The organism is Nonomuraea sp. 10N515B (genome assembly GCF_052245915.1).
Lineage (GTDB): Bacteria > Actinomycetota > Actinomycetes > Streptosporangiales > Streptosporangiaceae > Nonomuraea.
The window spans coordinates 1-24,399 of the sequence record NZ_JBQQBQ010000014.1 but is presented as its reverse complement, the minus strand read 5'-3'; the positions used below and the strand labels follow the sequence as shown (position 1 = coordinate 24,399).

Annotated in this window: 23 protein-coding genes and 1 pseudogene; 15 read left to right on the top strand and 9 right to left on the bottom strand. The window is 69.9% G+C overall.

The annotated features are described in order from the left end of the window. The first annotated feature begins 32 nt into the window (after positions 1 to 32). Together ACTWQA_RS22670 and recQ are read left to right on the top strand one after the other, a co-directional pair. Positions 33 to 791, top strand: a complete 759-nt coding sequence (locus tag ACTWQA_RS22670) for an SDR family NAD(P)-dependent oxidoreductase (RefSeq protein ID WP_443161146.1) — start codon at positions 33 to 35, stop codon at positions 789 to 791. Positions 792 to 929: 138 nt separating this feature from the next. Beyond that, the gene (recQ, locus tag ACTWQA_RS22665) at positions 930 to 2,747 is read left to right on the top strand and encodes a DNA helicase RecQ (protein WP_443161145.1); all 1,818 of its coding nucleotides are present in this window, start codon (positions 930 to 932) and stop codon (positions 2,745 to 2,747) included. Positions 2,748 to 2,926: 179 nt separating this feature from the next. Here the strand turns inward: recQ and ACTWQA_RS22660 are convergent, their stop codons facing one another. Further along, positions 2,927 to 3,538 (bottom strand): TIGR03086 family metal-binding protein, encoded by a 612-nt coding sequence (locus ACTWQA_RS22660; protein WP_443161144.1) that lies wholly within the window; start codon positions 3,536 to 3,538, stop codon positions 2,927 to 2,929. 164 nt (positions 3,539 to 3,702) lie between these two features. Here ACTWQA_RS22660 and ACTWQA_RS22655 point away from each other — a divergent pair, with 164 nt between their 5' ends. Continuing rightward, positions 3,703 to 4,137: a hypothetical protein gene (locus ACTWQA_RS22655; protein WP_443161143.1), complete on the top strand. Its 435-nt coding sequence runs from the start codon at positions 3,703 to 3,705 to the stop codon at positions 4,135 to 4,137. Positions 4,138 to 4,158: 21 nt separating this feature from the next. Beyond that, complete coding sequence (locus ACTWQA_RS22650) at positions 4,159 to 4,800, top strand: alpha-ketoglutarate-dependent dioxygenase AlkB family protein (RefSeq protein WP_443161308.1); 642 nt, start codon at positions 4,159 to 4,161, stop codon at positions 4,798 to 4,800. Here ACTWQA_RS22650 and ACTWQA_RS22645 read toward each other — a convergent pair. From ACTWQA_RS22645 to ACTWQA_RS22635, 3 genes are read right to left on the bottom strand one after another with little or no spacing between them, the layout of a single operon-like run. Beyond that, positions 4,784 to 5,473 carry a helix-turn-helix domain-containing protein gene (locus tag ACTWQA_RS22645; protein WP_443161142.1) on the bottom strand — a complete coding sequence of 230 codons (690 nt, stop codon included), beginning with the start codon at positions 5,471 to 5,473 and terminating at the stop codon, positions 4,784 to 4,786. The genes ACTWQA_RS22650 and ACTWQA_RS22645 overlap by 17 nt on opposite strands. Positions 5,474 to 5,482: 9 nt before the next feature. Next, positions 5,483 to 6,526, bottom strand: coding sequence for an alpha/beta hydrolase-fold protein (locus ACTWQA_RS22640; RefSeq protein ID WP_443161141.1), 1,044 nt, complete (start codon positions 6,524 to 6,526; stop codon positions 5,483 to 5,485). Positions 6,527 to 6,543: 17 nt separating this feature from the next. Further along, positions 6,544 to 7,758, bottom strand: a complete 1,215-nt coding sequence (locus tag ACTWQA_RS22635) for an amidohydrolase family protein (RefSeq protein ID WP_443161140.1) — start codon at positions 7,756 to 7,758, stop codon at positions 6,544 to 6,546. Between the two features lie 126 nt (positions 7,759 to 7,884). Between ACTWQA_RS22635 and ACTWQA_RS22630 the strand changes: the two genes are divergently transcribed. Continuing rightward, complete coding sequence (locus tag ACTWQA_RS22630; protein ID WP_443161139.1) at positions 7,885 to 8,331, top strand: SRPBCC family protein; 447 nt, start codon at positions 7,885 to 7,887, stop codon at positions 8,329 to 8,331. On the opposite strand, the gene ACTWQA_RS22625 is transcribed toward ACTWQA_RS22630, so the two are convergent. Next, positions 8,300 to 11,449, bottom strand: coding sequence for a BTAD domain-containing putative transcriptional regulator (locus ACTWQA_RS22625; RefSeq protein ID WP_443161138.1), 3,150 nt, complete (start codon positions 11,447 to 11,449; stop codon positions 8,300 to 8,302). The genes ACTWQA_RS22630 and ACTWQA_RS22625 overlap by 32 nt on opposite strands. Positions 11,450 to 11,461: 12 nt before the next feature. Between ACTWQA_RS22625 and ACTWQA_RS22620 the strand changes: the two are divergent. Together ACTWQA_RS22620 and ACTWQA_RS22615 are read left to right on the top strand one after the other, a co-directional pair. Beyond that, positions 11,462 to 11,666, top strand: a pseudogene (locus ACTWQA_RS22620) (hypothetical protein); the annotation flags it as partial. A gap of 356 nt (positions 11,667 to 12,022) precedes the next feature. Continuing rightward, positions 12,023 to 12,175, top strand: coding sequence for a hypothetical protein (locus ACTWQA_RS22615; RefSeq protein WP_443161311.1), 153 nt, complete (start codon positions 12,023 to 12,025; stop codon positions 12,173 to 12,175). Between the two features lie 21 nt (positions 12,176 to 12,196). Here the strand turns inward: ACTWQA_RS22615 and ACTWQA_RS22610 are convergent, their stop codons facing one another. After that, the gene (locus tag ACTWQA_RS22610; RefSeq protein WP_327585041.1) at positions 12,197 to 12,559 is read right to left on the bottom strand and encodes a nucleotide pyrophosphohydrolase; all 363 of its coding nucleotides are present in this window, start codon (positions 12,557 to 12,559) and stop codon (positions 12,197 to 12,199) included. A gap of 107 nt (positions 12,560 to 12,666) precedes the next feature. On the opposite strand from ACTWQA_RS22610, the gene ACTWQA_RS22605 reads away from it, so the two are divergent. Continuing rightward, positions 12,667 to 14,244 carry a protein kinase domain-containing protein gene (locus ACTWQA_RS22605; protein ID WP_443161137.1) on the top strand — a complete coding sequence of 526 codons (1,578 nt, stop codon included), beginning with the start codon at positions 12,667 to 12,669 and terminating at the stop codon, positions 14,242 to 14,244. Between the two features lie 40 nt (positions 14,245 to 14,284). On the opposite strand, the gene ACTWQA_RS22600 is transcribed toward ACTWQA_RS22605, so the two are convergent. Further along, a complete protein-coding gene (locus ACTWQA_RS22600; protein WP_305918500.1) occupies positions 14,285 to 15,295 on the bottom strand; it encodes a LacI family DNA-binding transcriptional regulator in 1,011 nt (336 codons plus the stop codon). 146 nt (positions 15,296 to 15,441) lie between these two features. Between ACTWQA_RS22600 and ACTWQA_RS22595 the strand changes: the two genes are divergently transcribed. The 7 genes from ACTWQA_RS22595 (at position 15,442) to efeB (ending at position 23,381) form a co-directional block, all read left to right on the top strand. Further along, on the top strand, positions 15,442 to 16,728 hold the full coding sequence (locus ACTWQA_RS22595; protein WP_443161136.1) for an extracellular solute-binding protein: 1,287 nt from the start codon (positions 15,442 to 15,444) through the stop codon (positions 16,726 to 16,728). Further along, the gene (locus ACTWQA_RS22590) at positions 16,725 to 17,684 is read left to right on the top strand and encodes a carbohydrate ABC transporter permease (protein ID WP_443161135.1); all 960 of its coding nucleotides are present in this window, start codon (positions 16,725 to 16,727) and stop codon (positions 17,682 to 17,684) included. The genes ACTWQA_RS22595 and ACTWQA_RS22590 overlap by 4 nt, the downstream gene beginning before the upstream one ends. Further along, positions 17,681 to 18,523, top strand: coding sequence for a carbohydrate ABC transporter permease (locus tag ACTWQA_RS22585; RefSeq protein WP_443161134.1), 843 nt, complete (start codon positions 17,681 to 17,683; stop codon positions 18,521 to 18,523). Before ACTWQA_RS22590 ends, ACTWQA_RS22585 begins: the two co-directional genes overlap by 4 nt. A gap of 9 nt (positions 18,524 to 18,532) precedes the next feature. Continuing rightward, positions 18,533 to 19,900, top strand: a complete 1,368-nt coding sequence (locus tag ACTWQA_RS22580) for a glycoside hydrolase family 5 protein (RefSeq protein ID WP_443161133.1) — start codon at positions 18,533 to 18,535, stop codon at positions 19,898 to 19,900. 103 nt (positions 19,901 to 20,003) lie between these two features. Beyond that, on the top strand, positions 20,004 to 20,837 hold the full coding sequence (gene efeU, locus ACTWQA_RS22575; protein WP_443161132.1) for an iron uptake transporter permease EfeU: 834 nt from the start codon (positions 20,004 to 20,006) through the stop codon (positions 20,835 to 20,837). 11 nt (positions 20,838 to 20,848) lie between these two features. Further along, positions 20,849 to 21,988: an iron uptake system protein EfeO gene (gene efeO / locus ACTWQA_RS22570; RefSeq protein WP_443161131.1), complete on the top strand. Its 1,140-nt coding sequence runs from the start codon at positions 20,849 to 20,851 to the stop codon at positions 21,986 to 21,988. 52 nt (positions 21,989 to 22,040) lie between these two features. Next, positions 22,041 to 23,381: an iron uptake transporter deferrochelatase/peroxidase subunit gene (gene efeB / locus ACTWQA_RS22565; protein WP_443161130.1), complete on the top strand. Its 1,341-nt coding sequence runs from the start codon at positions 22,041 to 22,043 to the stop codon at positions 23,379 to 23,381. Here the strand turns inward: efeB and ACTWQA_RS22560 are convergent. Then, entirely contained in the window at positions 23,378 to 23,719 is a 342-nt protein-coding gene (locus ACTWQA_RS22560; protein WP_443161129.1) for a hypothetical protein, read from the bottom strand. The two genes, efeB and ACTWQA_RS22560, sit on opposite strands and share 4 nt — an antisense overlap. Before the next feature lie 249 nt (positions 23,720 to 23,968). Then, the coding region (locus tag ACTWQA_RS22555; protein WP_443161128.1) for an FG-GAP repeat domain-containing protein at positions 23,969 to 24,399 on the bottom strand (431 nt) is incomplete at its 5' end.

Genomic DNA, 24,399 nt, shown 5'->3' with positions numbered 1-24,399 from the left:
CGCCACCGCCGGCCGAGCGCGACCATCGACGTATGAGTTCTTCCTATGTGGTCACCGGCGGCGGGCGCGGCATCGGCAAGGCCGTGGTCGAACGGCTCCTCGGCGAGAAGAACACCGTGGTCGCCATTGAACGCGAACCCGACGCGCTCGCCTGGGCCGGCTCCAGGGTGCTGCCGGTGATCGGCGACGCGGCCGACGAGGAGGTCGCCGCCTGGGCCGCCGACCTGGCTCAGGAGTCCGGCACACTGAGAGGCTGGGTCAACAACGCCGCCGTGTTCCGGGACGCCTCCGTCCACACGTCGCCGATCGCCGAGGTCAGGGCGCTGATCGCGGCCAACCTGGACCTGGCGGTCGTGGGCTGCGCCACCGCCGTGCGCTGCTTCCTCGACACCGGCACTCCGGGCGCGATCGTCAACGTCACCTCGCACCAGGCCACCAGGGCGGTGCCGGGCAGCCTCCCTTACGCGACGGCCAAGGCCGCCACCGAGGGCCTGACCAGGGCGCTGGCCGTCGAGTACGGCAGGAGCGGCATCCGGGTCAACGCCGTCGCCCCTGGCTCGGTGGCCACCGAGCGTTACGAGGCCTTCCTGGCCTCTCGCACCCCGCAGGAGGCCGCGGCCGTCGAAGAGCAGCTGGCCACGCTGCACCCCCTGGGCCGCGTGGCCACTCCGGCCGAGGTGGCCGCCGTCGTGGCCTACCTGCTGTCGGACGACGCCGCGTTCGTCAACGGCGCCACAGTTCCCGTGGACGGTGGCCGTACGGTGCTCGGGCTCGATCCCGAAGGCAGGTGACCGGGCCATGTCGCGTCCGGCGACCTGCCACAGGTAGCGTGCTCTGAATGCGGCCCATCCCACGCAGGCGCCTGTCCGCTCTCGATCGCCCTCCGCGAACTTACAATCCGCTCCCTCGCGAACACGTAAGGTAGCCGCATGGATACCCCCACCGAGGCTCTGCACCGCGTGTTCGGCTACGACTCGTTCCGGCCGGGACAGCAGGAGATCATCGATCATGTCGTGGCCGGCGGCGACGCGCTCGTCCTCATGCCCACCGGCGGCGGCAAATCGCTCTGCTATCAGATCCCGGCCCTGGTGCGCCCCGGCGTGGGGGTGGTCATCTCGCCCCTGATCGCGCTGATGCAGGACCAGGTCGACGCGTTGCGGGCGCTCGGCGTGCGGGCCGGGTTCCTCAACTCGACGCAGGACTTCGGCGAGCGCCAGCTGGTGGAGGCCGAGTTCCTGGCCGGCGAGCTCGACCTGCTCTACCTCGCCCCCGAGCGGCTGCGCGTGGAGGCCACGATGCGGCTGCTGGCCAAGGGCGACATCTCGGTGTTCGCCATCGACGAGGCACACTGCGTGTCGCAGTGGGGGCACGACTTCCGCCCCGACTACCTCGCGCTCTCGGAGCTGCGCGAGCGCTGGCCGGAGGTGCCGCGCATCGCGCTGACCGCGACCGCCACCCCGGCCACCCACGCGGAGATCTCCTCCAGGCTCGGCCTCGACCAGGCCCGCCACTTCGTGGCCGGCTTCGACCGGCCCAACATCCACTACCGCATCACGCCCAAGAGCGAGCCCAAACGGCAGCTGCTGGAGTTCCTGCGCACCGAGCATCCCGACGAATCCGGCATCGTCTACTGCCTGTCCCGCTCCTCGGTCGAGAAGATCGCGGAGTTCCTGGTGGACAACGGCATCGCGGCGGTGCCCTACCACGCGGGGCTCGACGCTCGCACGCGGGCCGCGCACCAGGCCCGCTTCCTGCGGGAGGACGGGCTGATCGTGGTGGCCACGATCGCGTTCGGCATGGGCATCGACAAGCCGGACGTGCGTTTCGTGGCCCACCTCGACCTGCCCAAGTCGGTGGAGGGCTACTACCAGGAGACCGGGCGGGCGGGACGCGACGGGTTGCCGGCGACCGCGTGGATGGCCTACGGGCTGCACGACGTCGTCCAGCACCGGCGGATGGCCATGGAGGGCGACGACGCGCACCGCCGCCGCCAGGTCCTCCACCTGGACGCCATGCTGGCGCTGTGCGAGACCGTGGGGTGCCGCCGCGTGATGCTGCTCGACTACTTCGGGCAGAAGGGCTCCGAGCCGTGCGGCAACTGCGACACCTGCCAGACGGCGCCCGAGTCGTGGGACGGCACGGTCCCCGCCCAGAAGGTGCTCTCGACGGTGCTGCGGCTGGCTCGTGAGCGGCGGCAGAAGTTCGGGGTGGGGCAGGTGGTGGACATCCTGCTCGGCAAGAAGACCGCCAAGGTGCTGCAGCACGGGCACGACACGCTGACCGTGTTCGGGGTGGGGGCCGACCTGGGCAACGCGGAGTGGCATGGGGTGGTGCGGCAGCTGCTGGCGCAGGGGTTGCTGGCGGTGGAGCCGAACCACGGTGCGCTGGTGCTCACGGACGACAGCGCGGCGGTGCTGCGCGGGGAGCGCGAGGTTCTCCTGCGCCGCGACACCCTGCGCCCGGCCCGCGCCAAGGTGGCCGCTTCCCCCAAGGAGCGAGCTGCCGCCGCCGACCTTCCTGCGGAGGCCGCCCCCGTCTTCGAACGCCTCCGCGCATGGCGCGCCGGCGTCGCGAAAGAGCAGGGGGTTCCGGCCTACGTCGTCTTCCACGACGCCACGCTGCGCGAGATCGCCACCCTGTCGCCGTCGACGTTGGAGGAGCTGAGCACGGTCAACGGGGTCGGGGACAACAAACTGGCGAAATACGGAGAGCAGGTCCTCCAGACGCTGGCCGCCTCCAGCACCTGACGCGGGGCGTGGTGATGGCGACGGCCGCACGAAGAACGGTCGTCGCCACCACGTCGGTCGGCCTGGCCGCGGCGGTCCGATGCCCCGCGCCGCCGATCGACCGGCCGGTACGCACACGATGATCGTACGGTGTCCGCGCGGGAAGTGCCGGACCAGGTTAGGCGTACTGACCGGTTTGGTTAGGTCCGGGGCGGCCAGTTCGGGTCACGGCCGAGATACGCGAGCAGGTGGTCCTGCGCCGGCGCGTACGCGGGGACGGGCACCTGGGCGGCGAAACGGTCCGGCCGGTCGGCCTGAGTAACGAAGAGCGGGACGAGGTCGAGCAGCTCTTCCGCCATGAGGGGCGGGATCGGGCGGTGCTCGCCGCAGGTTCTGGCCACGTCCCAGCCGTGGACGGCGATCTCGATCGCGCCGACCGCCGCCACCATCGGGGCCGTCAGGTGACGGTCGTGAACGGAGATCAGGTCGCTGGTGAGCGTGCCCGCCCACGTGCCAAGGACCTCGGTGGCGTCGTCTCTGAGGAGGAGAGCCGGGTTGCCCCCGTCCCCGGCGGGGCGCAGGCGGCCGGCTCTCCTGGCGTACGGGACGATGTGCCCGGTGGCGGCCTCGTTCAGGGCGCGGAGGGAGTCGTTCACGTGGTCGAGGAGCGCCTCCAGGTTCCAGCCGGCGCATGGGGTGGCACGGCACAGGGTGGCCGGGGTCACGACGCGGAGGCTGCCCAACGTGTAGGTGATCGCCCGCTCCAGCAGCGCCACACCCGCCGCCAGCGCCCGTCTCGGCTCCCCGTCCATATCGCCTCCTTGAAAGTGCAGACCCCGATGGAGGCGGAAAATCATCGCCCGTTTGGGACTTCTTCGGCCCTCGGCCATCGACTCGCCCGATCCTCGGTTGCCGGCGATCGGTTCCGGCGGAACCTCCTTCGGTCGTGCGGAGTACGTACGGGAGAGGAGGTTCGATGAGACGGATGGTGGTGGCGGCGCTCCTGGCCGGCGTGGCGGTCGCCGGGTGTGGCGCCGGTGACGAACAGGGTGCCGGGTGCAACGGGACCTCGGTGTTCCTGGGGCAGGGCTTTCCTGAGGTGCGGGGGACGAGCGCGGACGCCGAGTTGTGGGGGTTGCTGTTCGCCAAGGCCCCGCCGCCGCTCCCCCACGGCGAGGAAATCAAGATCGTGTGGCGGATGACCGGCGAAGGGCCGTTGCAGGTCAAAGCCACGCTCCCGGACGGCACGCAGGCCAGGCTCGCGTGGGGGCCGCAACAGCACGGCGGGTCGACCTGGCGGCGGCCCGGCCAGGAGTGGGGCACCGGTTTCGTCTTCCCGAAACGCGGCTGCTGGAAGATCGAGCTGACCCGCACGCGCGGCTCCGGACACGCCTGGATCCCCGTGCGCTGAACCTCGTACGCTGAGGTGGTGATGATCCCGTTGCCGATGAGGGAGATCGCGCCCGGAGCGGTGCACCTGCCCGGCTGGCTCACGCAGGAGGAGCAGCAACGCCTGGTCCGGGCCTGCCGGGAATGGGCCAAGGGGCCGGTGCCGATCCGCCACACGGTGCTGCCCGGAGGGGGCGTCATGTCCGTGCAGACGGTGTGCGTGGGCTGGCACTGGCAGCCATACCGCTATACGCGCCTGGCCCACGACGTGAACGGCCGCAAGGTGGCCGACTTCCCCGACTGGCTGGGCGCGTTCGGCCGGCGAGCCCTGGCCGACGCGTACGGCAGGCCCGGCGATGACTACGCGCCCGACACCGCGTTGATCAACTTCTACGACGGCCAGGCCAAGATGGGCATGCACCAGGACAAGGACGAGAAGTCCGACGCACCGGTGGTGTCACTGAGCATCGGCGACACCTGCCTGTTCCGCTTCGGCAACACCGAGACGCGCGGCAAGCCGTACACGGACGTGGAGTTGGCCTCAGGGGACCTGTTCGTGTTCGGCGGCCCGTCGCGCCTGGCCTACCACGGCGTGCCCAAGGTCTATCCGGGGACCGGCGACCCCGCCACCGGTCTGGCCTCCGGCCGGCTCAACATCACGATGCGCGTCACCGGCCTCCGGTGACGTAGTCGAAGTCGTCGTCGGAGAGGTTGCGCCGCAGGGTCCGCAGCACCTTGGCGGCATCGTCGTACGGCCCCTCCATGTAGAAGGGTTTGCCGTCGCGCCCGAACGTGATCGCCGAGCCGCCCTCCCACTTGCCCAGCGCGTCGGCCGCCGGCGCGAAGTCGTCGTGCGGCTCGAAGCCGAGCGAGCGGGCGTAGTCCACCGACCCGTACACCAGGTGCCTGGCCAGCTCGATCGACACCTCCTGCCAGCCGGCGTATTCGCCGAAGAAGAACTCGCGGAAGCGCCGCAGCTCGCGGTCGTCCATCACGTCGGGGCCGATGGCGTTCTTCACGCCCAGGCAGAAGACGTCGGCCAGGTAGCCGCAGACCGTCACCCGGTCCCAGGTGTGCCGCCGGGCGACCAGCACGCTCACCATGCCTTCCGTGCCCGCCTCCGGCGCCTCGTCGGCCCACCCGCGTGCCTCGTCGATGCCGAGCCCGGCGCTCCAGCCGACGTTGATCCAGCAGCCGACCACCTCGCGTTCGCCGGTTTCGGTGATCTCCGCGGCGATCTCCCGTACCAGCGGCGCCACGACGGACGGCGGCACCTTGAGCGCGCGGGCGATCTCCTTTGGGGAGCGGCCCTGGGCGCGTAGCTCGCGTACCTGCTTCTTCAATTCCGCTGTGTCCACCGGGGAAGCCTAACCCGCTGAGGGGGTCAGGCGGCGGGCGAGCCAGGCGAGGGCGAGCGGGTAGCGGTATTCGATGCCGCCGTGGCCGGCGTCGAAGAGCTCGAAATACACCCGCTCGTCCGGTACGCCGGCCGCCTCGAGCGCCCGGCGGAACGCGACCGCGCCGAAGTCCAGGAAGTATTCGTCCTTGTTGCCGGCGTCCACCCAGATGGCCCGCATCGACCGCAACGCCTCGGCGTACTTCGGCTCGCGGGCCATCACGACGGGATCATGGTCCAGCCAGCGCCGCCAGACGTCCGGCACGATCGCGCCGGTGTCGTCGAACGGCAGGTGCACCGCCCCGTCCTCGTCGGCCGAGTACGCGGCCGCATAGGCGTACATCTCCAGCAGCTCCAGGTCGCCGTCCTTGGTGCCGGCCAGCCGGCCGCGGAAGTCGGCGAGGAACTTGACGTACGAGCCGTCGTACATGTCCCGGAGCTTGCGCGCCAGCCCGGGGAACGACGGTAGCGAGCTGACCTCGAACAATGCGTCACCCGCGTGCGTGGCGAGGGCGCCGAACACGTCCGGCGCCAGCATGGCGGTCACCATGGCGCCGTACCCGCCGCTCGACTTGCCGGTGACCGCGCGATGAGCGCGATCGGGGATCGTGCGGTAGTGCGTGTCCACCCACGGGACGACCTCGTCACGCAGGTAGGAGTGGTAGCGGCCGGTGGCGGGCGAGTCCACGTATTGGCTGCCGCCGAGGGCGGTCCACGCGTCCACGTACACGACGATCACCGGCGGCGCCTCGCCGTTCGCGAACACGGCGTCGGCCAGCTCCGGGTACGGCCGGCGGAACGGCGCCCGGTTCAGCCACATCGTGACGTGGCCGGTGTAGCCGAGCAGCACGTAGACGGAGGGGTAGCGGCGCTCGGGCGCGTCGTCGTAGCCCGGTGGCACGTACACCAGCAGCGGCCGCTCGTGCGGGTCGCCCAGAGGGTTGTCACGCAGCAGGGCGCTGTCGATCACGTGGTGGTCGAGACGGCCGGCCAGCTCGGCGGACCAGGGCAGCATGGGATTTCCTCCAGGGCTCAGCCGACGGACGAGGTCACCGTGTCCACGCCCGTCTGGGTGACGGCGCGTCCGGACACGAGGACGAGTGTGAGGTTACGCAGGTCGGCGATGCGCTCGAGCGGGTCACCGCGCACCGCGATGAGGTCGGCCCGCTTTCCGGCCTCCAGGGTGCCGGTCACCGCGCCCACCCCGCAGGCGTCGGCGGCCCGGACGGTGGCCATCTCGACGATCTCCGCGGTGCCGAATCCGGCCTGCTCGAACACCTCCAGCCCGGCCACGTACGCATCGGTGTCGTTGGCCACGTCCGCCGCGGCGAACCCGGAGTCGGTGCCCGCGATGAGCCGCACCCCGGCCGCCCGCATGGCCACGACCCCGTCCAGCCAGGCGTCGAGCATCTCGGAGCCGAATTTGTCGCGCAGCCGCCAGACCACGCCGTGCACGGTGGGGCAGACGTACGTGCCGCCGGCCGCGACCAGGTCGGCCAGCTCGGGGTCGTAGCGGTGGCCGGAGGGGGTGAAGAACGAGCAGTGCTCGATGGTGGCCACGCCGGCCTCGACCGCGCTGCGGATCGCGGCGTGCGCGTGGGCCTGGGCGGCGACGCCCTTGCCGCGCGTGGCGGCCTCCTCGACGATCGCGCGGATGTGCTCGGTGCTGTATTGGCACACCCAGCTGGGTGGCGCGCCCGGTGTCATCTGGCCGCCGGAGACCATCACCTTCAGGCAGTCGGCTCCGGCGCGCAGGTTTTCCCTGGCGACGCGGCGGATGGCGGGCATGTCGTCGGCCTCGCCGCCCATGTACCAGCAGTGGCCGCCGGTGATCGTGATCGGCCTGGTCGCGGCCAGGAGGTGCGGGCCGACGGCCAGGCCCTCCTCGATCGCGCCACGTAACGCCAGGTCGAGGAAGCCGCGCCCGCCGAGGTCGCGGGCCGTGGTGACGCCTGCGGAGACGAGCTTGCGCGCGTTCTCGGCCATGCGCAGCAGCAGGTGATGGTCGCTCTCGGCGCTGCGCCGCGTCACCGGGTCGACAGTGGCGTCGAACCCGAGGTGCACGTGCGCGTCGATCAGGCCGGGAAGCACCGTGTGGCCGGGCAGGTCGACGACCTCGCCGGCGTCGCCGGCGCTGCCGCGCGGTCCCACGGAGACGACCTCGGCGCCGTCCACGGCGACCTCGCCGTCCTGGATCACCTCACCCGGACGCCCGGTGAGCACCCTGTCGGCGCGAATGATCCGCATGCACCCCAGCCTGCCACACGGGCTCCGGCCCCCGGCCTCCAGTCTTAAGGCCGCGGGAAGGCGATCGTAAGGGCGGCCCGGCACCTTGGGAGGGTCGACATTTCAGTTCTACGAGGGACGGCAGCGATGAGCCAGACCGCCGACCACGCCATCACGCGCGTGTTCGACGCGCCGCTCGGCCTGGTGTGGGCAGCGTGGACCGAGCCGGAGCACTTCTCCCAATGGTTCGGGCCCCGGATGATGGCCACGCCGGTCGGCCGGCTGACCCTGGACGCCTGGCCCGGCGGGCTCTGGCGGGCCACGTTGGCCGGCGACGAGGGGTTCGAGGTGACGGTGGACGGCACCTACCGCGAGGTGCGCAAACCCGTGCGGCTGGTGTTCACGACCGGCGACCCGGACGACCCGGGCGACGGGCCCGCGTCCGTGGTGACGATCGACCTCACGGACGTGGGCGGCAAGACCGAGATGCGCTTCCGCCAGCACGGTGTGCACGTCGAGCCGACGGGCTGGATGGAGTTCTTCGACCGCCTGGCCGAGCACCTCACAGCAGCTTCGGAGCGTCCTCCAGCTTGAGCGCGGCGCCGTCGGCGTACGCGGCCGCGAACGCCTCCTCGCCGAGCGCGTCACGCACCCGCGCCGAGATCCGCTCGATCTCGGACAGCTCCCACGGCCCCGTGGGCGTCTGATGATGCTCCCTGGCCGCGGCCGCCAGACCCAGCAACCTGGCGGCCTTCTCGGTCGCCCCCGAAGCCGAGGCCGCGGCCTCCACCACGGACACGGCAGACCTGGGGTCGCCGATCTTCTGGGAGGCCGCCAGCGCCTCCGCGTGCAGCGCCAGCGCCTCGGCCGCATCGCCGCGCCGCTCCGCCAGGTGGCCCAGCTCGAGGAGCACGTCCGGCAGGAACATGACGGGCTCGACCTCCGGGCCGCGTGGCACCCCTTCCAGCAGGCGGTGCAGGTGTTCCTCGGCCAGCTCCAGCCGCCCCGCCCGGCGCGCGGCGTAGGCCAGGCCCAGCTCCGCCTGCGTCTCGCCGTCCTTGTAGCCCTGGTCGGCGGCCAGCTTCATGGCCCGCTCGCTGATCTCGATGGCACGGTCGTAGTCGCCGCTCTGCATCGCGATCCAGCCGAGCCAGGCGGTGCGCGTGGCGACCTCGGGCCACAGTCCGAGGTCCTCCGCCATCCGCAGCCCCTCGCCGAACAGCCGGTTGGCCCGCTCGGTGTCGTGGGCCATCTCGGCCACCGACGCCTGCCATTCCGTGGCCTGCAGCAGGCCCCAGCGGTCGCCGAGCTCGGTGAACAACTGGACGCTCTCCCCGGCGAGGCGTTCCAGCGCCTCGACGTCCCGCTGGGTGAAGGCGTCCATGGCCTGCCTGGCGAGCGCGACGGCCACGCCCCACCGGTCGCCGACCGCCCGGAACGTGGTCAGCGCCCGGCGCATCAGCTCCTGCCCCGTCGCCATGTCCCCGACGTGCAGGCTGAGGAACATCTCGGCCCTGGCCCGCTCGCCGGGATCCGCGACGGCCTCCAGCGCGGGCCCCCACGCGACCTGCTCGCCGAGCGTGACCGCGAACCCGGCGTGCCAGGCCGCCGCCCTGGCCCTGGGCGCGGAGGGCTCCGCCTCGACGGACAGGGCCGCGGCCAGCGATCGTCTGCCCTCGGCCAGCCTGCCGCGTAGGAACCAGTACCAGGTCAGCGCGTTCACCAGCCGGGCCGCACCGTCGGCGTCCTTCAAGGCGATGGCCGTGTCGAGCGCGGTCCGCATGTTGGCCGCCTCGGCGTCCAGGCGCAGCAGCCAGTCCCGCTGCTCGTGCCCGTACAGCTTCGGCTCGGCCTGTTCGGCGAGCGCCAGGTAGTGGCGCAGGTGCGCGAGGCGTACCCCGTCGAGCTCGCCCGCGTCGGACAACCGGGCGAGACTGTACGCCGACACCGACTCCAGCAGCCGGTACCTGACCCCCGAGGGGGTGTCCACCACGACCACGAGGGAGCGGTCGACGAGCCTGGCCAGCAGGTCGAGCACGTCGAGCCCCTGCTCCCCGCAGACGGACTCGGCCGCCTCCAGCGTGCACCCCTCGGCGTGCGCGGCCAGGCGGCGCAGGACGCGGCGCTCCTCGTCGGACAGCAGGTCCCAGCTCCAGTCGATCACCGCGGTCAGCGTCTGCTGGCGGGCCGGGGCGCCGCGCTGCCCGGAGGCCAGCAGCCGGAACCTGTCGTCGAGCCTGGCCACCACGCCGTGCACGCCGAGCACGCGCACCCGGGTCGCGGCCAGCTCCAGCGCCAGCGGGATGCCGTCCAGCCGCCGGCACAGCTGCGCGACGGCCTGCGCGTTGCCCGCGTCCAGAGCGAAGCCGCGGGCGGCGGCCGCGGCGCGGGTCACGAACAGCCGGACGGCCTCCGAACGCGCCATGACCGTCAGGTCGGCGCTCGCGGGCACGTCGAGCGGCGGCACGCTCCACAACACCTCGCCGTCCACGGCCAGCGGCTCCCTGCTGGTGGCCAGGATCCGGAGCCCGGGGCAGGCCCGAAGGAGCAGCTCGGCCAGCTCGGCGACCTCCTCGACCACGTGCTCGCAGTTGTCGAGGACGAGCAGCATGCGGCGCTGCCTGAGCGCGCCGACGAGCTGCCCCGCCACGTCGGCGGCGTCGGCTCCTTCCCTGATGTCCAGCGCTGTCATGACCGCCTCCGCCGGGGCGCGCGCCGCCTGCTCCAGCCCTGCCTGAACCCCCTGGTCGAGCCCCAACAGCCAGGTGCCGTCCGCGAAGGCGTCCAGCAGGTGGTTCGCCGTCTCCAGCGCGAGCCGGGTCTTACCGACCCCGCCGCTGCCGGTGAGCGTCACCAGCCGCTCCTCCCCGACCAGCGCGCACACCTCGGCCAGGGCCTCGTCCCTGCCGATCAGCTTGCTGAGCGCGGCGGGCAGGTTCGTCAGCGGCCGGTCGGCGGGCACGCTGAGCGACGGATCCTGCCCGAGTATCGCCTGGTGGAGCGCGACCAGGTCAGGCCCGGGGTCGAGGCCGAGCTCGTCGGCCAGCCGCTCGCGCAGCTCGCCGTAGCTCGCCAGCGCCTCGCTCTGGCGTCCCGCCCGGTACAGCGCCCGCATGTGCACGGCACGCAGCCGCTCCCTGAGCGGATGGCGGGCCACCAGGTCGCCGAGCTCCCCCACCAGCAACCCGTGCTCTCCCAGCTCCAGCCGCGCCTCGGCGTGCTGCTCCAGCGCCGACAGCCGCTGCTCCTCCAACCGGACGATGGCCGACCTGGTGTATTCCTCATCGGCGAAGTCGGCGTACGCCGGTCCCCGCCACAGGCCCAGCGCCTCGCCCAGCAGCTTGGCCCTCGTCCGCGGGCTGTCGGCGGCCTCGGCCTGCGTCAGCAGATGCGCGAAGCGCTCGGCGTCCAGGGCGCCGGGGTCGGGGCGCAGCAGGTAGCCGGGGGCGCGGGAGACCACGAGGTTCTTGGCCCCTGGCTCGGCGTCCTCGAGCGCCTTGCGCAGTTGCGAGACGCGTACCTGCAGCGCGCCCGCCGGGTTGCCCGGCGGCTCCTCGCGCCACAGGTCGTCGACCAGCCGGTCCACGGACACCGGGTGACCTTCGTGGACGAGCAGGTCCACGAGCAGCGCCCGGACCTTGAGTCCGGGGATCGTGACGACCTCCCCGGCATCGGTCCACACACCCAGCGGTCCCAGCACCCCAAAACGCATGCTCGTCACCCTATGCGCGGCCTTAAGTCCACGAAAAGAACATCGGAAGACCCGTACCGGACCGTGAGCGTCCTGTACCTGGCGCTTCCGCACCTCAGCGCCGACCTCGCCGCTGGCGCCTCGCAGCAACTGTGGATCATGGACGTGTACTCGTTCTTTTTGGCCGGCTTTTTGGTGACCATGGGGACGCTGGGCGACAGGATCGGCCGACGAGAATCTATGGCTACCCGTAGAACTGTGGGTTCTCTGGGCCGATCGGTTGCGACTGAAGGTAATCGGACGGTAATGTTCAGTCACAGCCGGGCGCCTGACTGGTGCCCGGTCCCCGCCCCCAGTGGTGTCCGCACCAACGGGACAGTGTCCGGCGGGGCGGTGGCCCAAGAGCCGCACTCCCTCCAGGAATGCGAAGTCAGGCCCCGACAACGCGGTTCTCAAGCCACGGTCCGCCCGGCTCGCCGGACGGACGCGGCATCGGCTTCCACCGGATCGCTTCCCGACTTCGGCCGGCAGGCGACGAGGCTACGCCGATGTCCGTTTTACTCATGTAAACACAGGGAGCCGAAGACGCTTCTCATGATCGGCGCGGCGTTCGGCGTCTCGTCCGTGCTGGCCCGCGCCACCTTCACCACCGGACTCAACACGGTGGCCGCGGTCGGCACGATCATCTTCGCCGCCCTGGCCGTCGCCACGATCGCGGTCCTGCGGCGGCACGACACCGCCGCGTGACCCTTGAGCCCATCGCCGGTCTCAGTCATCCCGTGCCGAGGGCGGTGCCTTCCTGGCCGACCCCCGGAAGAGCTCGGCATCGTAGCGACGGTCGTTGTCGTCGAGTTTCGCCTTCGCCGCCTCCACCAGGTCCACGCCCAGCACGTCGGCCAGCCGTATCAGGTAAAGCGTCACATCGCCCAGTTCGGTGCGCATCCTGGCGAGCGCATCGGGATCCGGACTCCGCGACTCGTCGGCGGTGAGCCACTGGAACTCCGCCACCAGCTCCCCCACCTCACCCGCCAGCGCCATCACGAGGTTCTTGGGTGTGTGGAACTGCTCCCAGTCCCTGACCCGGGCGAACTCGCGCAACCGTACGGCAAGGTGCTCCAACTCCGTCGTCACGACGCACGACCTTACCCAGACCCGCCGACGTCGACCGCCCGGGCACTCCCGGCTCGGGCGGTTCAAACACAAGATCGATGGAAGTCGCAGCGTGTACGCTTCCGCGCGTGTCGGAATTATCGGTGCCTGGCTACGAAATCAAGGGCGTACTGGGGCAGGGCGGCTTCGGCGTCGTGTACCTCGCTCTGCAGTCGGCCGTGGGCCGTGAGGTCGCGCTCAAGGTCGACAACCGGGTCCTGCTGTCCGACCGCGACCGGCGCCGCTTCCTCCGCGAGGTCACGTCGGCCGGCGCACTGTCCGGCCACCCCCACGTCGTCCCCGTCTACGACGCCGGACTGCTGCCCGACGGCCGGCCATACATGGTGCTGGAGCTGTGCCCCGGCGGCTCACTGGCCGGCCGCCGCCTCAGCCCTGCCGAGGCCCGCGACGTCGGCGTACGCATCGCCGACGCCCTGGCCGCCGCACACGCGCAAGGCGTCCTGCACCGCGACGTCAAGCCCGGCAACATCCTCATCAATCGGTACGGCCAGGTGGCCTTGTCTGACTTCGGCCTGGCCACCATGCCCGCCTCCGGCCCCGAAGCGTCCGTGACCCGCGAGTCGCTGACCCCGTCCTACGCGCCACCCGAAGCCTTCGAACTGGCCGAGCCAAGCCCGGCCGGCGACGTGTACGCCCTGGCGGCCACCATCTACGCCCTTCTGTCCGGCCGCCCGCCGCGCTTCCCGGAGAGCGGTGTGCCGAACCTGGCCATGATCCTGGCCTTGCACCGCCTCCCGGTCCCCGACCTCCCCGGCGTACCACTCGAACTGACCGCCGTGCTGCGTCAGGCCCTGGCGAGCGACCCCCGCCACCGTACTCCCAGCGCCGCCGCCTTCCGCGACGCGCTGGCCGCCGTCCCGCTGGGCCCTTCGTCAGGCCGCCACGCCGCCCCTCCGCCGGGCTCCCACGCCGCCGTGCCGTTCACGCCCTCCGTACCATCGCCCGTCGACCGGCCGATGCCCCCGCAGGGGCCGGGGGTCGCGTACCAGCACACCAACCCGCCTCTGGGCAGCCAGCCGGACACCCGGCCACCCGCACCCCATGGCATCAACAAGGCCCTGGTCGCGATCAGCGCCGCCCTGACCCTGGTCATCGTGGTAGGCGGCGGAGCAGTCATCTACACGCAGATCTTCCAGCAGCCGGACGGGACCCCACAGGCCCAGCCCAGCAGCACGGCGGCCACGCAAAAGACCAAGAAGCCCGCGCAAGAGCCGGCCAGCGTCTTCACCGGCCTGGACACGTACACGGAGAACTGCCCGGCCGCCAGGGTGCGCGGCGCCGGCGCGGCTTGCGTACGGGAGTCGGAGTGCTGGGGCGGCATGGTCATCATCGTGGGCGACACGAAGGCCAGGCGGCTCGGCTGTGAGGAGACCCACTCATGGGAGACCTTCGCGGTCGCCCCCATCCCCAAGGACGCCGAGACCTACGTGCAGCAGGACCTCGCCAAACATCCGACGGTGAAGCGCATCTGCAGCCGGGCTGTGCTGCTCGCCAGCAGGGTCGGCACGGCAAAGACCATCGCCACCACCCGGTGGTCGTCCGACGTCATGCCACCGTCTCAGGCTCAGTTCGAGGACGGGGTCCGCTTCTATCGTTGCGTCGGCAGGGTGAACGGCCAGGAACCCCGCAGGTCCTTCTTCCACTGACCCTGGTAATCGGGCAAGGGGTGGGTGCGCGCGGGGCAACCTACTCGTATCTGGCGGTACTCTCGCGGACGATCAATTCCGTGGCCAGTTCCACCCGCTTGGTCTCCGGGACCTCGCCCCGCCCCATCGCCAGCACCGTACGGGTGGCCAGCGCCGCCATCTCCTGCAGCGGTTGGCGCACCGTGGTCAGAGGCGGCCAGGCCGACTTCGCCAAGGGCAGGTCGTCGAAGCCGACCACGCTCAGGTCCTCGGGCACGCGCAACCCTCGCTGACGGGCCGCCTCGAAGACGCCGAACGCCATCAGGTCGCTGCCGGCGAAGATGGCCGTCGGAGGGGATGGCAGGGACAGCAGGGCGTGGCCCTCGTCGTGGCCCGAGTCCACCAGGAACGTTCCGCGTCTTATCAACTCGGGGACGACGGGCACGCCGGCCGTTTCCAACGCCGCGCGGTAGCCGTCGATGCGGGCCTGGCTGCAGAGCATGTCGGCGGGGCCGCTGATCATGCCGATTCTGCGGTGGCCCAGCTCGAGGAGGTGCCGGGTGGCGGCCAGGCCGCCGTTCCAGTTCGTCGCCCCCACCGAGACCACGCCCGGGGCCGGCTCGCCTTCCGGGTCCACTACCGCGAACGGCAGGGAGCGGGCGCTCAGCTGGGACTGGATGCCGGTGGACAGGCGGGAGGCGACGATCACTACGCCGTCCGTCCTGCGGGCGGCCAGCCGTTCCAGCCAGTCCCGTCCCGGACCGGCGTGGGTGTGCAGGACCGAGATGACCACGCTGGCGCCGGCCTCGTGGGCGGCGCTTTCCGCGCCGCGCACGATCTCCATGGCCCAGGGTGACTCGATCTCGGCGAAGACCAGGTCGACCAGGCCAGCAGGGGTGTCGTCCTGGCTTACGCGGCGTTGGTAGCCGTGTTCTTGGAGTAGTCGTTCGACCCGATGGCGGGTCGCCGGGGCGACCTCCGGGCGCCCGTTGATGACCTTGGAGACCGTGGGGATGGACACTCCGGCCTCTTCCGCGATCAGTGCGATCGTGACCCGCCTCTTCGCTGACACGATCGGGAGTGTAGCCGAAAGTTTCGGTTTGGCGTCGCTCGGGGCCGAGGTGTTGACGCTTTACGTGGCGTTTACTTAAGCTCCGGTCAAAGAAATTATCGGGGGTTTCACGAAACTTTCGCTGGTCACTTGAGGAAGGGACCCCTATGAAACGCAGTGTGGTGTTGATCGCGACCGCCGTGCTCGTAGCCGGTTGTGGTGGTGGCGGTGGGGGAACCGCGACCTCCCCGAGCCAGGGCGGCGGATCGCCGGCGAAGGTCACGCTCGAGTGGTGGCACCTCTCGACCGCCGAGCCCCTCAAGACGCTGTGGGCGCAGCGGGCCAAGGAATTCGAGGCCAAGAACCCGAACGTCACCATCAAGGCCACCGTCCTGGAGAACGACGCCTACAAGGCCAAGCTCACCACGCTCACCCAGTCGGGCAAGGCGCCCGACATCTTCGCCTCGTGGGGCGGCGGCGTGTTGAAGCAGCAGATCGACGCGGGGCTCGTCAAGGACATCACCGGCGACGTCGGCGACGTCCTGCCGAACTTCACGCCCGCGGCACTCAGCGCGTACCAGCTCGACGGTAAGACATACGGACTGCCCACCGACATCGGCATGGTGGGTTTCTGGTACAACAAGAAACTTTTCGAGAAGGCAGGCATCACCGAGCCGCCGGCCACCTGGGCGGCCTTCCTCGAGGACGTCAAGAAGCTCAAGGCGGCGGGCGTCACCCCGATCGCCCTGGCCGGCAAGGAGAAGTGGCCCGGGCACTACTACTGGGCCTACCTCGCCATGCGCATCGCCGGACTCGACGCGCTCAAGCAGGCCGCGGTGGACAAGGACTTCACCAAGCCCGACTTCATCGCCGCGGGGCAGCAGGTGAAGGCGCTGGCCGACCTGCAGCCGTTCCAGAAGGGCTTCCTCGGGGCGGCCTACTCGACCCCTGACGGTCAGTCGGCCACGGTGAGCAACGGCAAGGCCGCCATGGAGTTGATGGGTCAGTGGGCACCGGCCGTTCAGAAGGACTCCGGCAAGGGTCTCGGCGACGACCTCGGCTTCTTCCCCTTCCCCGCCGTCGAGGGCGGCAAGGGCTCGGCCACGGACGCGTTCGGCGGAGGCGGCGGCCTGGTCGTGGGGGCGGACGCCCCCAAGGAAGCCCTGGACTTCGTGAAGTTCATGACCGAGATGGGCAACCACTCCAAGGCCGTGGAGGCCGGCGGCGTGCTGCCGGTGCTCAAGGGCGAGGAGAGCGCGGTCAAGGACCCGAACCTCAAGCAGGTGGCGACCATGCTGGCGAGCGCCGGCGGCTACCAGCTCTACCTCGACCAGGCGTACCCGCCGGCCGTCGGCCAGCAGGTCAATGACAGCGTGGCCGAACTGATCGCCGGCACCAAGTCGCCGGAGGAAGTGGGCGCCGACATCACCGAAGTGGCCAAGAGCGAAGAATGACGATACTCACCCGAGGGCCGGAAGCGGTCAAGCTTCCGGTCCCCGCCCCTGCCGTCAAGAAACGCGGCAGGTGGCTGACGATCACCTTGTTCCTGCTGCCCGCGTTCGTGTTGTTCCTCCTGCTGGTGGTGGCCCCGATCCTGGTGGCCGGCTACTCCAGCGCGTTCCGGTGGAACGGGTTCGGCGGGCTGCCGACCAACTTCATCGGCTTCGACAACTTCACCCGGTTGTTCGGCACCGAGATTTTCGCTCAGGACCTGTGGCACCTGCTGGTGCTGGTGCTGTTCTCGGTGTGCGTCCAGCTGCCGTTCTCGCTGGCCATCGCGATGCTGCTGAACCAGCGCATTCGGGGGCGGGCGTTGTACCGGGTGGTGTTCTTCGCGCCGTACGTGCTCTCCGAAGTGATCACCGGCGTGCTTTTCTCGCTGATCCTCTCGCCAGGGACCGGCATGGCGAACCGGATGCTGTCGGTGTTCGGGATCGAGTCGGAGTGGCTGGCCGACCCCAACACCGTGATGCCTTCGCTGTTCCTGGTCATGACGTGGAAATATTTCGGCTTCCACATGATGATCTATCTGGCGGGCCGGCAGAACATCCCGAACGAGCTCATCGAGGCCGCCCAGATCGACGGCGCGAGCACCTGGAAGACGTTCAGGCACATCACGCTGCCGCTGCTCGGTCCGACGATCAGGATCAGCATCTTCCTGTCGGTCATCTACACCATCCAGCTGTTCGACCTCGTCTGGATCCTCACCGGGGGCGGTCCTTCGCACTCGTCCGAGACGATGGCCGTGACCATGATGGAGTACGGCTTCAAACGCTCCCAGGTCGGCTACGCCAGCGCGATCAGCGTCGTGATGTTCGTGCTCAGCCTCGTCTTCGCCCTCATTTACCAGCGTTTCGTGATGCGCCGCGACCTCGAGGGCGCCACCACCAACATCGGAGGCCGCCGATGATCCATCGGAAGAAGGCCCCCGCCAGGACCAGCACGCTGCCCATGCACGCGATCGCGTGGGTCGTGGGCGCGTTCATCCTCATCCCAGTGATCTACGCGTTCCTCGGCGGGTTCAAGGCCAACAGCGAGTTGTCGGGCAACCCGTTCGGGCTGCCGGAGACGTGGGTGACCGCCAACTACACCGACGTGCTCGGCTCCGGCTCATTCTGGCTGCAGATGTGGAACAGCACGTTCATCGCGGTCGCGACGACCGTCCTGACGGTCGCGCTGGCGGCGCTGGCGGGATTCATCTTCGCCAGGTACGCCTTCCGCGGCAGGGAGCTGCTGTTCACCGTGTTCACGGCAGGGCTGATGTTCCCGTTCGCGGTGGCCATCCTGCCGATCTTCGTGCTGCTGCGCACGTTCGGCCTGCTGGACAACCCGCTCGGCGTCATCCTGACGCAGGCGGCGTTCGGCCTGCCGTTGACCATCATCATCCTGCGCGGCTTCTTCAGGAGCATCCCGGGCGAGATCGAGGAGGCGGCCATCATCGACGGCTGCACCCCCTTCGGGTTCTTCTGGCGGATCCTGCTGCCGATGGCCCGGCCCGCCATCGCCACCGTCTCCGTGCTGGCCATCGTGGGCAGCTGGAACAACTTCATGCTGCCGCTGGTGGTCTTCAGCGAGGAGGCCAGCTGGACGCTCCCGCTCGGCATCCAGCAGTTCCAGGGCCAGTACGCCTCCGACACCGCCCGCATCCTCGCCTACCTCGTCCTGGCCATGGTTCCGGCGCTCGGGTTCTACGCCCTCGCGGAACGCCACCTGGTCGGCGGGCTCACCGCCGGCGCCACGAAGGGATGACCTCTTTACATGCTTCACGTATCCGGATCCCATCTCGTCACGGACGACAACACGCCGGTACGGCTTCGCGGGGTGGGCCTCGGGGGCTGGATGAACATGGAGAACTTCATCACCGGCTACCCGGCCAACGAGAGCTCGATGCGGCAGGCCGTACGCTCCGTCCTCGGTGACGAGCGGGCGGAGTTGTTCTTCGACCGGCTGCTGACCTCCTTCTTCACTGAGCAGGACGCGGCGCTGCTGGCCGGGCTGGGCATGAACTGCGTGCGCATCCCGGTCAACTACCACCATTGGGAGGCCGACGATCGGCCCTTCGAGATCGACCCGCGCGGCTTCCGCCACCTGGACCGCGTGATCGGGCTGCTTGGCGAGCACGGCATCTACAGCGTGATCGACCTGCACGCGCTGCCCGGCTCGCAGAACCAGCACTGGCACTCCGACAACCCGACGCACGTGGCCGCGTTCTGGCAGCATCGCCACTTCCAGGACCGGGCGGTGCACCTGTGGGAGGCGCTCGCCGACCACTACCGCGACAATCACTGGGTGGCCGGCTACAACCCGGTCAACGAGCCGGGCGACGTGTCCGGCAAGGTGATCGGGCCTTTCTACGATCGCCTGGTGAAGGCCATCCGGGCCGCGGACCCACGTCACATCCTGTTCCTGGACGGCAACAGGTACTCCACCGATTTCTCGATATTTCGCGAGATGTACGAGAACACGGTGTTCGTCATGCACGACTATGCGCTGGCCGGGTTCGCCCACGGCGGCCCCTATCCCGGCTACACGCGCGGCGAGTGGTGCGACAAGGCGGAGCTGGAGAAGACCTTCGCCAAGCGCTCCCGCTTCCAGCGCGAGACCGGCACGCCGCTCTGGGTGGGCGAGTTCGGGCCCGTCTACACCGGGGACCCGGCGGTGGACACGCAGCGGCTCCAGATTCTCCGCGACCAGCTGGAGATCTACGACGGCCAGGACGTGGGCTGGTCGTTGTGGACGTACAAGGACGTGGGGTTGCAGGGGCTGGTGCACGCCTTGGGGCCGTACGTGCACCGGTTCGGCGGCTTCATCGCCAAGAAGCATCGGCTCGGCGCGGACCGCTGGGGCTCCACGATGGAGGAGTCCGCGGACGTGCTCACCCCGCTGCACCAGTTGATCGAGACCGAGTTCCCCGGCTGGGATCCGTACCCATGGGGTGCTCGCTACCAGAGCGACGACCTGATCAGGCACATCCTGATCGCGCAGGCGCTGCTGCCCGAGTACGCCGAGCTTTTCCGGGGCCTCGGCGACGATGAGCTGATCGCGCTGGCCGATTCGTTCCTGCTGGAGCAGTGCATACGCCGGGAGCCGCTGCTCGAACTCCTGGCCGACAACCTGGCACGGTGACGAGGCCCACACCGTCACGCCTATCGCTTTCGGGCGCGTTCTCAGAGTAAGCTTCGCCTGCCCTAATTTAGGTAAGGCTTACCTCTGCGATCCGGGAGTGACGGTGTTCGCCAGTTACCTCATAGGACTGCGCGAAGGGCTCGAGGCGACGCTCGTCGTCTCGGTCCTCGTCGCTTTTCTCGTCAAGAGCGACCGCAAGGACAAACTCCCGCAGGTCTGGACGGGTGTCGGCGTGGCCGTCGCGCTGTCCGTCGGGTTCGGGGCGCTGCTGACGTTCACGGCCGCGCGCCTTGACTACACCCGGCAGGAGCTGTTCGAGGCGATCACCTCGCTGCTGGCGGTCGTGTTCGTCACCTGGATGATCTTCTGGATGCGACGGGCGGCCCGCGCGCTCTCCGGGGAGCTGCGGGGCAAGCTCTCCGAGGCGCTCCAGGTGGGCTCGTTCGCCGTGGTCGTCATGGCGTTCCTGGCCGTCGCCAGGGAAGGGCTGGAAACCGCGCTGCTCTTCTTCGCCTCCGCCCAGGGTGCGGCCACGTCCGCGACGCCGTTGATCGGCATCACGCTGGGGGTGATCACCGCCGTCCTCATCGGCTGGGGCCTCTACGTCAGCGCCATCAAGATCAACCTCACCAGGTTCTTCACCTGGACCGGGCTGCTGCTCATCCTGGTGGCCGCGGGCATCCTCAAGTACGGCGTGCACGACCTGCAGGAAGCCGGCGTACTGCCGGGCCTGAGCACCTACGCCTTCGACATCAGCGGCGTGCTCCCCGCCGACTCCTGGTACGCCGCCCTGCTGACGGGCATGTTGAACATCACCCCGCAGCCGAGCGTCCTCGAGGTCGTGGCCTGGGCCGCGTACCTCGTTCCCACCCTCTTCCTCTTCCTCCGACCGCAGCGGAGCAAGACCACCCCAGCTCCCGCGTCCTCCGCGGCCTGAACAGGAGCATCATGCGTACCGTCATCCAGCTCACCTTCGGCGCGCTCGCCCTGGCCGGTCTGACCGCCTGCGGCTCGGGCGCCGCTCCCGCTCCCGCCTCGTCGTCGGCGCCCGCCGAGCCCGGGAAAATCGCCGTGGCCGCGACAGACACCGAGTGCAAGGTCGCCGCGTCCGAGGTCGCGGCGGGCACCACGACGTTCGCGATCACCAACGGCGGCGCCAAGGTGACCGAGTTCTACGTCTACGCCCCGGGCGATCGGGTCATGGCCGAGGTCGAGAACATCGTCCCCGGGCTGACCAGGGAGCTCATCGCCGAGCTGCCTGCGGGGGCGTACGAGACCGCGTGCAAGCCCGGCATGGTCGGCAAGGGCATCCGCAACCCGCTCAAGGTGACCGGCGAGCACAAGAAGCTCACCGCGGACGCCAAGCTGGCCGAGGCCGTGGCCAGCTACAAGCGCTACGTCAAGTCGCAGAGTGACACGTTGCTGGTCAAGACGCAGGAGTTCGTGGACGCGGTCAAGGCCGGCAAGATCGACGAAGCCAAGGCGCTGTTCCCGGTGTCGCGGACGTACTGGGAGCGCATCGAGCCGGTCGCGGAGATCTTCGGCGACCTCGACCCCGCCATCGACGGCCGTGAGGCGGACCTGGCCGAGGGCGAGGAGTGGACCGGCTTCCACAAGATCGAGAAGGACCTGTGGATCCATAAGGACGTCAGCAAGTCCGGCCCAATGGCCGACAAGCTGATGGCCGACGTCAAGACCATCGTCGAGAAGGCGAACGCCGCCGAGCTGACTCCGCTCAACCTGGCCAACGGCGCCAAGGAGCTGCTGGACGAGGTGGCCACCGGGAAGATCACCGGCGAGGAGGACATCTGGTCGCACACCGACCTGTGGGACTTCGCGGCCAACCTCCAGGGCTCCAAGGCGGCCGTGCAGTCGCTGCGGCCGGTGCTCGAGGAGCGGGCTCCTGACCTGGTCAAGACGCTGGATGAGCAGTTCGCGGCAGCGGAGGCGGCGCTCGAGGTGCACCGCAAGGGTGACGGCTGGCAACTGCACAACGAGCTGTCCAAGGCCGAGCTGAAGACGCTGTCGGACGCGATCAACGCGCTGGGCGAGCCGATCAGCAAGATCGCTCCCGTGGTCGCGAAGTAGCCGGAGGTAGGGCTCGATGCCAGAAGCCACAGAACCGGTACATTCCCCGTCGGTGACCCCCGAGGACGGCGGGCGCGTCCCGTCGGCGGCCTCGGACGGGGCGGACACCCCGTCGGCGACCCCTGAGGACGGCGGGGCCGCCAGGCGGCGGGTCAGCCGCAGGGGCCTGTTCGGGCTGGGCGCGGCGGGTGCGGCGGTCGTCGGGGCTGGCGCGGTGGCGGCGAGTTCGCTGTTCGACGAGCAGCCGGTCGCGCACGCTTCTTCGACCTCCGACCCGTACCCCTTCTATGGGCAGCACCAGGCGGGCATCGTCACGCCGGCCCAGGACCGGCTCCACTTCGTGGCGTTCGACGTCACCACCGAGAAGCGGGCCGAGCTGGTCGACCTGCTGCAGGAGTGGACGGCCGCGGCGGCGCGCCTGACGCAGGGCAAGGAGGCGGGCTCGTTCGGCGCGGTGGGCGGCGCGCCGGAGGCCGCACCCGACGACACGGGCGAAGCCCTCGGACTGCCGGCGTCGGGGCTGACCCTGACGATCGGTTTCGGACCGTCGCTCTTCGACGACCGCTTCGGCTTGGCGGCCAAGCGGCCCGCGGCGTTGGCCGACCTGCCGAAATTTCCGGGAGAGCAGCTCATTCCGGAAATCTCCGGCGGCGACATCTGCGTGCAGGCGTGCGCCCACGACCCCCAGGTCGCCGTGCACGCTATCCGCAACCTGGCCAGAATCGGCTTCGGCCGGGTCTCCGTCCGCTGGTCGCAACTCGGCTTCGGCCGTACGTCGTCGACCTCGCGGGCCCAGACCACGCCGCGCAACCTGATGGGCTTCAAAGACGGCACCAACAACATGAAGCTCGAGGACGCCGACCTGCTGCGCGACCAGCTGTGGGCGGGCGCGCAGGACGGGAGCTCCTGGATGGCGGGCGGCACGTACATGGTCACCAGGAAGATCCGCATGATGATCGAGACCTGGGACCGCACGTCTCTCCTGGAGCAGGAGCAGATCATCGGCAGGGACAAGGGCGAGGGCGCGCCGCTGGGCAAGAAGGCCGAGTTCGACACCCTGGACTTCGCGGCCAAGGGCCCGGACGGCCAGCCGGTCATCGCGGCCGACGCCCACGTCCGTCTGGCCCATCCGAGCTTCCACGGCAACGCGCACCTGCTGCGGCGCGGCTACAACTTCGTGGACGGCTCCGACGGGCTCGGCCGCCTGGACGCCGGGTTGTTCTTCATCGCGTACCAGCGCGATCCGCGTAAGCAGTTCGTGCCGGTGCAGATGAAGCTGGCCAAGATCGACCCGCTGAACGAGTACATCAAGCACGTTTCGAGCGGGCTGTTCGCGGTCCCACCTGGCGTTCGGGACGCGGGAGATTATTGGGGTCGTACGCTCTTTGACTAACGGCTGGTGAGAAGCTCGGCCAGCCGGTCGGCCAGGCGTCGCGCTGACCATTGACGTCGTGAGGCCAGCCTGGCCCCGGCGATGCGCAGTGCGACTGGCAGGCCGCCGCACTGCGCGACGATGTGCCGTGCCGCGTCGAGGTCGATGGTGATCCGCTCATGGCCGGCGATCTGGGCGAGCAGCTCGATACTGGCCACGGCGGGCAGTCCGCCCAGGTCGATGAGGGCGGCGCCGTCCAGTCCGGCCAGGCGGTTGCGGGAGGTGATGATCACCCCGCAGCCGGGGCCGCTGGGCAGCAGGGGCCGTACCTGCGCCTCGGAGCCGGCGTCGTCCAGCACGATCAGCTTGCGCTGGCCGGCCAGCAGGGTTCGGTGGTGGTTGGCGCGTTCTTCCAGGGGTCTGGCAGAGAGGGCGGTGACGGTCCGGCCGACCGGCCGGTCCGGACCGACTTCGTACCGGCCGGGCGCGATGGCGTTGATCCGCAGCCTTTGTGGCCCGAACTCCTCGGAGTGCCTTGCCGAGGTTGGCCGCTCCCGCCCGTGCCGGCCGCCTGGGGTGGTGGGCGGCCGACAGCGGCGGGGATGGGGTCAGGTCAGGATGCGGGTGCTGCCGGCCCAGCCGTGCCCGACTTCGCGTGGCGTGCCGCCCGTATACGGCTGACCATCGTCACGCACGAAGTTGTTGCTGTAGAGCAGCATCTTGCCGCCGGCGTCCACAGCCAGCAGGTCGGTGAACCCATCACCGGTCACATCAGCCGGAATGATCCTCGTCGAACTGCTCCAGCCATGCCCGACCTCACGCGGCACACCGCCCGTAAACGGCTGACCATCGTCACGCACGAAGTTGTTGCTGTAGAGCAGCATCTTGCCCGCGGCGTCCACAGCCAGCAGATCGGTGAACCCATCACCGGTCACATCAGCCGGAATGATCCTCGTCGAACTGCTCCAGCCATGCCCGACCTCACGCGGCACGCTGCCCGTAAACGGCTGACCATCGTCACGCACGAAGTTGTTGCTGT